Here is a 12,091-nt window from a genome sequence, read left to right as displayed (position 1 = left end):
ACGTGCGCGTCGCCAGCCGGTCCAGCGCGTCGAAGGTTTGACTCACCGACTGGCCGTCGCGCTTCCTCAGCGTGATCAGGTTGCCGTTCGCATCCCACGTGTATTTCTTCATGCAATGACCCCGCCTTACCCGGAGTCAAGCGGAGCTCGACGACAACGTCGTTAAACTGCTTGAACGCGTAGATTCCGGCAACTACGCCTCAATCCATATGTGACAACCTTCGTAATGGTCTTCTATGGTTCCAACCATCGCGTCGTATTGGTCTCCTTCCGTCAAGTCGAATTCCACGCTGAATTTCGAAATTTCCAACCCTTCCACATCAAGGCCATCGATGTTGACGCCACCGTTTATCCACAGTCTTGCATCTTTAACAACAGCTTGAATTTTTATAAACCGTTCTACTGCAGCTCTACTTTTTGCAAAAAAGACGTCCATGGTTTCCCTCGAGTTCAAAATACTGATTCGCCGTCACCACGCTTTCCATCTCGCCAAATGTGTATATGAGGAATCATTTCCCCATGTGAATGGCTGATATCGAAATCTAGAACAGGCTTTCCATCGTCCCCATACCGTCGCCCGTCACCTGTGAGTGGATGTACGTAATAGCTTCCCGCATCGCCTGTAAACGGCCGACCGCGTTGTGCAACTACAGTAGAACTGCCCGTCTCCGACTTCGGCATGGTGAACGTCGGCGCTTCAAGCTTCGTCCCGACATTAGTTGATGGCTGGACTGGAACATTTGCAAGGGCAATCGGCGTGCTACTCGTCGAAGCAAACCCCGATGCCGCCATCATCCCCGTCGGATCGGTGAGATTGACCGGATCGTTGCCTACATACGCATACCAGTTCAGGTCATCCGCGTACCCCACCGGATCCGTCTGCAGGAATCGTCCGAGTGTGGGCGAATACATCCGCGCCTTGTAATAGTAAAGCCCCAACGACGCCAGATACTGCTGCCCCGTATACCCGAAGCGCGACGCCAGTGTGCCATCCGTCTCGCCAAACGGCCCATACGCCTGACTTGCAATCGTCGCACCCGTGCCGTTCGCCAGCGCCACCACGCTGCCCTGCTGGTTCGCGTACAGCCAGCTCTTCGCATTCGTCGCCGCACCTTCGTACTGCACCAGCGGCGCATCCACGCCCGGAGCAAACACATATCGCCGCGTGAGCCTGCCCGTCGCGTCGTATTCAGCCGCCAGATTCTGCCCGTCATACAGCAGGTTCGTCTGCGCACCGTTCACCGTCGTCTGGACCATCCGCCCTTCCGGATCGTAGCCCAGCGTCGCGCTCGTGCCCGACCGGCTCGCCGTCTTCATCCGGTTGTCCAGGTCGTAGCCGTACGTCCACACCCCGTCGCCCGTCAGGTTGCCGTTGCGGTCGTACGTCACCGCCTTGCCCGCCGCGTTCGTGTACTGGTTCAGCGCGTTCGCCGTATACACAGCGGTCGATACCGCCGGTGTCCACGCGTACCGGCTGTTCGTCACGCCAGCCTGCTTGATATCCCCCAGCTGGTTGCGCGTGATGGTCGCCAGCCAGTCTTCGGTGCTGCTCGTGAAGCGGTGGTTCAGGCTCTGCAGCCAGCCCTGACTGTCGTACGCGAGTTCGGTGCGCGTGCCGTTGCCCAGATCCACCTGCGTGCGACGGTTCAGCGTGTCGTAGCTGTACTTCGCCAGACTCGTCGTGCCGTTCTCCAGCAGCTGCACCGGACGACCGTAGCTGTCGTACGTGAGCGCCACGTGGAAGCCGTCCGGCCACGCGATGTCCGTCACGTTGCCCGCCGCGTCGTGGCTGTAGCGCAGCGTGCGACCCGCCGCACTCGTCTGCGTGAGCTGCCCCAGTGCGTCGTAGCTGTTCGTCACCGTATGGCTGCCGTCGGTGTATTGCGACGCGGTCTTCAGTCCGCGCAGGTCGTAGCTGTACTGCACGTTGCCCACCCCGCCCGGGAACGTGCGCGTCGCCAGCCGGTCCAGCGCGTCGAAGGTTTGACTCACCGACTGGCCGTCGCGCTTCCTCAGCGTGATCAGGTTGCCGTTCGCATCCCACGTGTACTGCTCGTAGTTGTTCGAGTCGGCGTACCCGGGACGGCCCTCCAGCGGATAGTACGTGCGGTACAGCCGGTCGTGGCCGTCGTACAGGTTGTCCGTCGTGTTGCCTCTCGCGTCGGTGGTGAGCGCTACCGTCCCGTTCGGGTTGTAGATGTAGCTCACGTAGTCCTGCGCGAGCGCCGTGCCCGCCGCCTTGCGCACACTCTTCACGCTGTCGTCCGCGTTATAGGCCGTCTCGGTCACACGGTTGCCGCCATCCGCCGCAGCCAGATAGCGGGTCACCCGGAACGGGCGGTGATGGTCGTCGTAGGCCGTATCGGTGATCGGCGTCGGTGCGCTCTCCACCGGGCAGGTGGTCACGCTCGCGGTCTTCGCCGGACCCCACACGCGCGTGACGTCGCCCATCGCGTTGTAGCGCCGGCACATCACCATCGCCCCGCCGGTGATTGCCACGCCGCGGCTGATCTCGCGACCGTCAGCGTTGTAGGCGATGACCTCATCGCTCGCGAGCAGGTTCGCGTTCGTGCGGGTTACGTTGCCACGTTTGTCATACGCGTTCGTGACGGTCGCGACGCCATCGCGCTTGCTGGTCAGTAGCCGGCCCTCGCTATCGAACGTGGTGACGGTCTTGATCGCCTGACCTCCAGCATCCTCGGTGACCGTTGCCGGCGTGTAGTCGGCTGCGTAGCTGATCGTCGTCGAGACAGTCCGCGTTGCGTCGACCGTTTCGGCCACACGTACCGGTCGGTAGAGCAATATATTGCCACCGCCCGAGGGCCTTACGGACTCGTATGTGATGCTCTTGACTGGCACCACCCCAGTCACCGCAGGCCGCTTGACGCTGGCAACCAAACCCGGATAGACATATGCGGTCGTCGTGACCTGGCCGCGGGCATCCGTCGCCGTGGCGACCCTCCCGTAAGTCGGGTCGTACGTGAAGCGCTGGGTCAAGACCGGGTCGCTGGTACCCGGCCGGGGATACCGGGACACCGTCACGACATTATGCGAGCAACCCTGCACAAACCTGGCCGAAGTCGCCGCGCAGGTCGCGTCATCGTACGCATACTCGGTGCGGTTGCCCTCGGGACGCGTTTCACGCATCAGCCGGTTCTGGCCGTCGTAGTCTTTGATCGTCCAGTTGCCCATCGGGTCACCGACCTGCAGAAGGTTGCCCTCGCCGTCGATGTAATTCGTGCGGGTCGATCCTCCCGGGCCCATTTCCTCGCTGCGTGAGCCGGCGAAATAGTAGTTGAACAGATTGCCCGCGGCGCTCGTCTGCGTCTTCACGCGACCCAGCGTGTCATAGGTATTACTGACGACCGGCGTGCCGGGAAACCCCGGCTGATAGAACTTCGCGATCCGTCCGGGCTGGTCGTATTCGAAGCGCGTCGTGAAGCCGTCCGGATCGGTCGCATTAATCAGATTGTCGCTACCGTCATACGCGTAGCGTACGGTCTGCTGCGCACTGCTGACGCTTTGCAGGCGACCGTTTGCGTACGTCAGCGTCAGACTGCGGCCGACATTATTGTCGACCCGCGTGAGCAGATCGCCGTTCCATGTGAAATCTATCGCATGACCATCCGGTTGCGAATAGCGGGTTGCCTTGTCGATACTGAAAGAATAGCGCGCGCCGCTGAGGGTCGTGTACTGCGCGCCGCCGCCGTTGACTTCCAGCTGCACGGCCTTGCCGGGCGGCGCATTAAAGCTGCCGTCAGGCAAGCGCACGAACACATCGCTATTCAGGCCGAACGTCGCGATGCGGGTATTGTCGACCAGTTGATCGCCAAACCAGCGCTGCGCGATCACCGCGCTCAGGAATTTCTCAGCCGGGGCGAGCGGATCATTCAGCAGATCAAGCGATGCTTTGTGTTCGACGATCGTACCGACTGCGTCGAGCGCGAGCCGGTCGCCCATGGCGAGGAAACCATCGGACGCCGTGCGCAGACGGATGTCGTAGTTATGCGTCCAGCCCTTGCCGAGTATGCCGCCCTGATTCTTCATCCCACTGCTATAGAGGCGCTGGAAGGTCAGGCTGTCGGGCGACTCGCCGTAACCCGTCTTGATGTCCTGATGTTCATACAGGAAATTGCCGTGCACCATGTCGATCGGATCGCCACCGGTCAGCGCGGGGCCCGCGTAATTGATGTACGTCTGAGGCGTTTTCGAATTGTTGATCGCGTTGGAGTTGTAGGTCACCGCAGGGGTCACCTTCGTAAAGTACCCACCCGAAAGCCCCCCGCTGATGGTCGCGCCGAGCAGGCGCACGCTGCCCGATCCCAGAACAAAATAACCGGCACCCTTCCAGCTGTTCTCGGTCAACTGACAGTTCGCGGGAATCAGCAGGCGGTAGCCCTGGTTCAGGTAACTCTGGAAGTTGCCGAGGTGCGCCTGGCAATTCGCCAGCGCGGGCTGGATCACGTTCGCGTAATGACCGCCACCTGTGTTGTAGATGGTTTGCCCCTGGCTCTGCGCCAGATCGAGCAGCTTCACCGTCGATACCGCCGACACACCCGAAGTCTGATTGACCGCGGTCGATTCGAGTATCGACAGGTGCATCCCGTTGCTGTCGAACACCGCCCGTTCCAGGTTAGCGTTACCTGCCATCTGGATGGTGGAGCTCATATTGCTCGGGAGGTCGACATACGGTCCGTCCTTGAACCCTGCAATGCCCACCTGATGCTGCTGCACCGTGTACGCGTTCGCGAGGCGATCGGTGATCGACGCGCTCGCCGTTGTCTGCGACACCCATTGCGCGCCCAGCACGCCAAGGCTCGCGCCTAGCACCGGTTCGCTGGTATCGGCGTTGCCGGCCGCGCGAATATTCTCCAGATACTTGAGATAGCTTTGCGACAGCCCGCGACCGGTCGGCCCCCAGCCATTGACGACGAGATAACTGCCGCCGCCCTTGATATGCTGGTCGAACGCATGGTCGGAATCGGCATTGGGGTACGCGTTATGCCAGACAATAAAGCTGATGACACTGTCGGCCCCCGGCGCAACCGGACTTCCCGCGCCGCCGATCTGCTGACCGTCCAGTTTGAGCAGGGGCTGGTTCGATGTGTTGTATGTGATCGTCAGGCGCTTGCCGTAGATCGCGTCCGACGTGAAGGTCTGGTCGATGCCCTGATAAAGCACGCGCACCGTGGGCTTGAAGCCGACCGGAATGTCGGTCCATTCCTCGGGACTCCAGCGCGTATCGAGCAGCGGGTTCTGGCTCTGCCGGACAACGCCGGCATAGAAAGGAACGATCGCCTTGCCACCAATGATGTCGCTAAGGGTAGCAGTCGGCTTGTTCTTGCGGATCCATGTCGCGAGCGTGCTTGCGGCCATCTGCAGATCCGCGCGGATGCCGGCGCGATTCAGGCCGCGCACCAGATCGGGGGTGATCGTGGCACCCGTTGTCGCGTTCTTCTGAAACGTCGCCGCGCTGTAGCCGGCTGTCACGCCCAGATCGATGCCGGACTTGAGCACGTGCGGCTTGTAGCTGGGATCGAACGTGTACCACGTGCCGCCAATATTGGTCTTAACCCACAGATGCTCGATCGAGATATCGGTCATCGCGGCGTTCAGCCCCGGGCAGCTGCCGGCCTGTGTCGCGCTGATGCTGTAGACCGGCACCTGGGTCTGGCCCATCAGATTCAGCACGGCACATACGTTGTTAGCCGGCAGGCCGTACCAGTCGGTGAACTGCTGCGCGCTGAGCTTGATCACGCCGCGCACAAACCGCGCGTCATAACCCGACACGCGCAGCAGCGACACCATCAGTTGTGCCTGGTCGAACGCGCTGCCCTGGTTGTCGAGTACCGCGCCAAGCGCGCCTTTGTGAATGCCGCGCACCGGGTCGATGTCGATGTTGTTGCGGATGTACTGATAGATCAGGTCCGGGTTGTAGCGCAGCGCACGAGCAAGTTCCTCGATCGACGCGGGCCCGGGAGGCGCATCGTTGGTGACGATGCCGTTGGCGCCCGTGACGCCGGAGCCGCGCAACAGCGCCTTCTTCGGCTCGGCAAAGTTCTGCAGGTGGATGTCGCCGGAAGCCGCTGGCGTGCGTTTCGTGTCCAGTTTCGGAAGCGTTTCGATCGTCTCGTTGGCATTGATGCCTGGCGGCAGTTCGCGCGCGACCTGTTCGTCGTGCGCGGTAGCTTGCGCCTCTGTGACCGGCGGCATGACTGCTCGCAGGCTGTTCGGCTGCGGTGCAAATTCCTGGCCCGGCTGGAGTGGGCCGGCGCGCAGCAGTTTCGGCTCACGGCCCCGGCGGATGGGCGCCTGGCGCTGGGTCTGCTGCGCGATCGCGACCGGGTCGGTATCGACCACTGCGGGCGTAGTAGCGGAGAACTGGACGTTGCCGGCCTGTGCCACGTTCACGAATAACGTCAGGATGCCCGTGAATGCGGTAAGCGCGACGGGGCGAATCATACTGAACCAGCGGGAAGCGCGGCGATCGATCGCGCTCTCTTCCATCAATGAGGTCTCGGACATCGAGCATTTCCTCGGAGTTGTTTGTTGATGTGCTTTTTTGTTGCCGCCCGATCTGGGCGCGAAGCGGCCCCTCCCTTGCGTGCAAGGGATAAGCGCATTCAAGAGAAAACGGGGCGATCAGATGCGGCGCGCCTCCATGCGCTCTGCTAACGCAGGTGCATGGTGTTACGACAGACGCGGACCCCTATGAAGACGGGACGGTCGAGGTGCTGGTGCGGTTTCCAGCGGCGTCGTAGCCGTAGTTGATGACGGTGCGCTTCGCGCCGTCGACGTAGACCACCGTGGTGAGTCTTCCCAGTGCGTCATACGTATAGCTGGCGTTACTCGCAGAAAACGCCGTGACAGAAAACGTCAGTGAAACGATGCTGGCCGCCAGGCTTACGCCGCTTCGTACATGGCGCGATTTTTCCGCCAAGCCTTCGGACAACCTCGTGCTCCTCACCATATCCATCCCTCTTCTTTAAGATTTTTCTGATCACGACGCGCGTCGGAGCCAGTCAGCCGGCCTCACATGCTATGCATTACCTAATTGGTGTTCGATATTACATATCGCTTAAAGACATATCCATGATCGTAAGCAATACCAACGATTAGCAGAATCAAAATCAAACAAAACATCAAATAAAGTGAAAGGCATTGCAAGCCGCAACGATGCCCTGCATGCTTTCATTTCGTCTTTCGCGCTACCGGTAGTACATCGTCCGATGTGGATCGACACAACAGTTAGCAAAACTATGCAAAACACAAAATTGGCTGGTCAGCGAGGTTTCACGCTGCTCGAACTGCTGGTTGTTCTGGTGATCATCGGGTTGCTGGCGGGTATCGTCGGGCCACGACTGTTTGCCAACGTGGACAAATCAAAGGTGACCACGGCAAAGGCGCAGATCAATGTCTTGGGCAAAGCAGTCGAGCAGTTGCGACTGGATATCGGTCGCTACCCCACGTCACAGGAAGGACTGACGCTGCTCGTATCGCCGCCCACCGACGGCACGCCGGGGTGGAATGGCCCGTATCTGACCAAACCCGCGCCGCCGGACCCGTGGGGCATGCCCTACCACTACGTTTACCCCGGCGTACGCAATACGGACTACGACATCGTCTCGTATGGCGCGGACAAGCACCCGGCGGGCGAAAACGAAAACGCTGATATCCATAATTGAGCCAGCAGCACGGCACGCTTTGACAACTGGGCGATCGAGACTCGTGAACAAATTTGTATTGCTCGGTCTGAATGCACGCGGCGAACTGCAGCAGTTCGATCTGCTCGCAGGGAACCTTGACGATGCGCAGCAGGAAGCCGTACAACGCGCAAGGCAAGCCGGAGTGCAGATGGTCGAGGTTTGCGCTGGCGGCGCTGGCGGCGCTGGCTTTTCCCATCGGCACTTTTCTCTTGCCGCCCTGTTCCGGCGCAGTCGCTTTGATTTATCGCTGTTTGTCTACGAACTGCTGGCGCTCCTGCGCGCGGGGCTGGCGCTGACCGAGGCACTGGAAACGCTGGACGAGCGCTGGCGGCACAACCGGTCCCGCGCTGCGGCCGAGGAGAAAAGTCACTACGTCCTGCCTGAGCTGATTCGCTTGATGCAGCAAGGAAAGTCGTTCTCGGCCGCGCTGGGCGCGCACCCGGACTGTTTCTCCAGCCTGTTTGTCGCCATGGTGGCGGCGAGCGAGCAGACGGGCGGAATGACACAGGCGCTAGAGCGTTATCTGGAATATCACGGCCAGGTCAGCCTCGTGCGGCAAAAGATGATTTCGGCTTCGCTGTATCCGGTGATGCTGCTCGTCACGGGAGCCGCCGTCGCGTTCTTTCTGATCTGGTTTCTGGCACCGCGCTTTGGACATGTCTATGAAGGGATGACGCACGCGGAGTTACCGCTACTGTCGCAATGGCTGATCAGCTTTGGGCTTTTCGTCAACGATCACACGGTGGCATCGCTGGCCTGCCTCGCGGTGATGCTCAGCGCCGCTGTCGCGTTGCCGATGCGCCCCGCCGTGCAGCAGCGATGTCTCGCCCTGCTCGGGCGCATCGCGTGGATCGGCGGGATGCTGAACCTCATGCAACTGGCACGCTTCTACCGTTCGCTAGGCATGCTGTTGCAAGGCGGCGTGGCGTTGCTGCCTTCGCTCGAGATGACGCGAGATCTGCTGCCTCCCGTGCTTCAGGCTGGCCTTACGCGCTCGATGCTGGGTGTTGCGCAAGGCCAGAAAATGAGCAGCAGTCTGCAACAGGAAGGCCTGATGACTTCGGTCGCATTGCGCCTGTTGCGCGCCGGCGAGCGCAACGGGCAGATCGCCGGAATGCTGGAACAGGCAGCGCTGTTTCACGAGCGTGAAATCGCGCAATGGGTCGACCGCTTCGCCCGTCTGGTCGAGCCGGTCTTGATGCTGGTGATGGGACTGGGAATCGGCTTGATCGTGATTCTGCTGTATCTGCCTGTCTTCGACCTGGCTGGGAGCCTGCAATGAGCAACGCGATGGCAGACTCGCTCGCAAAAGACGCGCAGCGGACAACACTGCTCGTGCGGGCGAGGACGCTCGCGATTACCGGCGGTGAGCCGGTTCTGACGGCGCTTGAAAAGCTCGGCGGATTTTCTCCTGACGAGACGTTGCGTTATGCCGCGAGCGAAAGCGGGATGCCAGTGCAGCAGCTCGCGCAGATGGAAGCGATGACGCCGGATTTCTCGGTGTTCAGTTACGCGGAATGCCTCAGGCAAAACTGCGTGGTCCTGAGCAAGGCGACAGGCAATGCAGAGGAAAATGAGAGTAGCGAGTCCGCTTTGATCTTCGTCTGCGACGATCCATGGAATGACACGCTGATTTCACTCGCGAGTTACCGGATAGTGGGCTACTTCGATCTGGCTTTTGCCCATCCGCTTGAGCTGAAAGCGTTCCTTGCGCGTTTTGACGGTCATCAGGAGGCGCTATCGCAACTGATCCGGCTCGACGGACCGGATACCGGCGCGCAGGACGTCGAAGAGATTTCACTGGCTTCGATCGCCAGCGACGAAAGCCAGGTGGTGCGCCTCGTGAATTCAACGCTCTACGATGCCCATCGTAACCGCGTCTCGGACATCCATTTTGAAAACGCCCTGCGCGGGCTGACGATCAAATACCGGATCGACGGCGTGATTTCCACCGCCCGCGTGCTGCCGGACGCCGGTCTGGCCGAGCAGGTCGTTTCACGTCTGAAGGTGATGGCGGAACTCGATATCGGCGAAAAGCGGATTCCGCAGGATGGGCGGTTTTCGGTGTCCATGCAGGCGCGCGAAGTGGATTTTCGCGTGTCGATCATGCCTGGGCTTTTCGGCGAGGACGCGGTACTCCGGATTCTCGACCGGCAGTCGCTAACAACCGACCTGGCGCAACTGAATCTCGACATGCTCGGCATCGATGCGCCGACACGCCGCGTCATGCGAAGACTGGCGAACCAGCCGTACGGCATGCTGCTCGTGACCGGGCCGACCGGCTCCGGCAAAACGACCACGCTGTACGCGACGCTTTCCGAGATCAAGCGGGGCGACGACAAGATCATCACCATCGAGGATCCCGTCGAGTATCAACTCGAAGACATCCTGCAGATTCCGGTGAACGAAAAGAAGGGACTCACCTTCGCGCGCGGGCTGCGCTCGATCCTGCGGCACGACCCCGACCGGATTCTGGTGGGCGAGATTCGTGACCGCGAAACGGCGGAGATCGCGATTCAGGCTGCCCTCACGGGTCATCTGGTCTACACCACGGTCCACGCGAACAATGTGTTCGACGTGCTGAGCCGTTTTCGTCATATGCAGATCGATCCATATAGCTTCGTGACGGCGCTGAACGGCGTGGTGGCGCAGCGGCTCGTGCGGCTTGTCTGCGCTCACTGCGCCGTGCCGTTTTCGCCTGACGACGCGCTCCTGCAGGATTCGCACCTGACGCACGACCAGCTCGCGAACGGACGCCTGACGAAAGGGACGGGTTGCGCGCATTGCCGCGGCAGCGGTTATCGCGGCCGTCGTGCGCTGGCCGAAGTGCTGGTCCTGGACGACGGCCTGCGCGAAGCGATTCTGCAGCAGACGCCGGTCGGCCAGCTCAAGGAGATGGCGCGCAGCCGCGGCATGCGCTCCATGCGCGAACAGGCGGTCGATGCGGTGAAGTCCGGGCAAACCACGCTGGAGGAGATCAACCGTGTCACGTTTGCCGATTAGCTGGCTGATCGAACTGACGAAAAGGATGCGCAGGTTGCCTGTCGGGATCCGCCGACCCGAACGCCTTCGCGTTTATCTCGGCGGGACATGGCTGGCGGTCTGCCGGGTGAAGGGCGGGTTTCGCCCTGTGGTGCGGATAAAGGCTATTCTGCCGTCCGCCGTGCCGAGCCACGATGGCAATCACACCGTTTCCGCAGCCCTCACCGCACTGACCGAATGGTTGCACGCGCATCCGCTACGGGGCGGGATCGAGTGGGTCGTTGGCATCGACTACGTGCGTTATCTGCTATTGCCGTGGGACGAGCGCCTCGCGAACAGATCGTTTTGCCGCACGCTGGCTGCGGCGTTGTTCGCACAGCAGTGTCCCGGTGAGGATGTTCCGTTTTCCGCGTTCCGGTTGCGCCTTGCACCGCTCCGGTTCGGCCAGCCCCGGGTCGCGGCGCTGATTCCAGTTGAAATCGTCAACGAACTCACTGAATTTGCGCCACGTCACCAATGTCGCACCCGACGGATCACCCCAACGCTGGGCGTCGTCTGGAATCGCTTCTTTTCACTGGTAAAGAACGAGGCCGGCGTACTGGCGCTTGTCGAGGGGCAGCGTCTGATACGCGTCGGCTACGACCATGGACACGTTACGTCGCTATCGGTCCAGCCGTTTTCTGATCAGCGGAGAGCCTATATCCAGCAAAACGTGACGCGCTTTTTCCCTGCGCGAAACATGGCAGCGCCAGCGAATGGAGAACTGGCGCTACAGGGCCTCGTGCCCGGGGACGACGTGCGCGTTGCATACGCGCTGTGCGGAGTGTTCTGAATGGCCCGGTTGCGCTGGAATTTCGCAGGCGCCCGTTGGTGGGCCTGGCCTTCGGCCGCCGTGTGCATCGTCGCGCTGGCGGGTTGCGCCCATGCATTGTGGTGGCGGCGTGACCTGTTGCTGCGGCGCGAGTACCTGATCGGGCAAGCGCGGGAGGCATCTCGCAACGCTCCGACAAGCGGACAGCAAGATCAAGTCGCGCCACCTGTGGCGCTCGATCAGGTGTTTGCGGAGATGCGCTATCCGTGGAACGACGTGCTGGACAGTCTTCAGCGTGTGACCCGGCCTGGCGTCGATCTGCTCACGCTCGAACCGGACGCGAGCACGGTCCGGCGCGTGCGTATCAGTGGTGTGGCTGAGCGGCCCGCGGACCTGTTCGATCTGATCGCGAAGCTTCAGGAGGATTCTTCGTGGTCTTCGGTGCAACTCGTCAGCCAGACGCGAACCGACGGAGCCGACATGCAGCGAACCATGGGCGCGGCGCCGTCTGGACTGCCGGCCGTGGCGTCTGGCGGCATTTCGTTTGCGCTGGTCGCTGAATGGGTGCGGCCGTGAACGCAAAGCTGCTTCG

At 61.3% G+C, this 12,091-nt stretch carries 8 protein-coding genes; 5 read left to right on the top strand and 3 right to left on the bottom strand.

The window, feature by feature from the left end; translation table 11 throughout:
* Window positions 1-193: 193 nt before the first annotated feature.
* The 3 genes from LPA37_RS14620 to LPA37_RS14610 all read right to left on the bottom strand — a co-directional run bounded on the left by LPA37_RS14620 (window position 194) and on the right by LPA37_RS14610 (window position 6,952).
* The gene (locus LPA37_RS14620; RefSeq protein WP_229012966.1) at window positions 194-436 is read right to left on the bottom strand and encodes a hypothetical protein; all 243 of its coding nucleotides are present in this window, start codon (window positions 434-436) and stop codon (window positions 194-196) included.
* 14 nt (window positions 437-450) lie between these two features.
* Window positions 451-6,525: an RHS repeat-associated core domain-containing protein gene (locus LPA37_RS14615; RefSeq protein ID WP_229012965.1), complete on the bottom strand. Its 6,075-nt coding sequence runs from the start codon at window positions 6,523-6,525 to the stop codon at window positions 451-453.
* 184 nt (window positions 6,526-6,709) lie between these two features.
* Window positions 6,710-6,952 carry an RHS repeat domain-containing protein gene (locus LPA37_RS14610; RefSeq protein WP_229012964.1) on the bottom strand — a complete coding sequence of 81 codons (243 nt, stop codon included), beginning with the start codon at window positions 6,950-6,952 and terminating at the stop codon, window positions 6,710-6,712.
* Between the two features lie 277 nt (window positions 6,953-7,229).
* On the opposite strand from LPA37_RS14610, the gene gspG reads away from it, so the two are divergent.
* The 5 genes from gspG (at window position 7,230) to LPA37_RS14585 (ending at window position 12,075) form a co-directional block, all read left to right on the top strand.
* On the top strand, window positions 7,230-7,685 hold the full coding sequence (gene gspG / locus LPA37_RS14605) for a type II secretion system major pseudopilin GspG (protein WP_407672529.1): 456 nt from the start codon (window positions 7,230-7,232) through the stop codon (window positions 7,683-7,685).
* A gap of 43 nt (window positions 7,686-7,728) precedes the next feature.
* Window positions 7,729-8,988 (top strand): type II secretion system F family protein, encoded by a 1,260-nt coding sequence (locus LPA37_RS14600; RefSeq protein ID WP_229012963.1) that lies wholly within the window; start codon window positions 7,729-7,731, stop codon window positions 8,986-8,988.
* Between the two features lie 8 nt (window positions 8,989-8,996).
* Complete coding sequence (locus LPA37_RS14595; protein ID WP_229012962.1) at window positions 8,997-10,709, top strand: GspE/PulE family protein; 1,713 nt, start codon at window positions 8,997-8,999, stop codon at window positions 10,707-10,709.
* 160 nt (window positions 10,710-10,869) lie between these two features.
* Complete coding sequence (locus tag LPA37_RS14590) at window positions 10,870-11,520, top strand: hypothetical protein (protein WP_229012961.1); 651 nt, start codon at window positions 10,870-10,872, stop codon at window positions 11,518-11,520.
* Complete coding sequence (locus LPA37_RS14585; RefSeq protein ID WP_229012960.1) at window positions 11,521-12,075, top strand: PilN domain-containing protein; 555 nt, start codon at window positions 11,521-11,523, stop codon at window positions 12,073-12,075. It abuts the gene before it with no gap.
* The last annotated feature ends 16 nt before the right edge of the window (window positions 12,076-12,091 follow it).

It is taken from the genome of Paraburkholderia gardini (genome assembly GCF_907164545.1).
GTDB classification, from domain to species: Bacteria; Pseudomonadota; Gammaproteobacteria; order Burkholderiales; family Burkholderiaceae; genus Paraburkholderia; species Paraburkholderia gardini.
The sequence above is the reverse complement of the archived record's forward strand: the minus strand, read 5'-3'. Positions and strand labels throughout refer to the sequence as shown.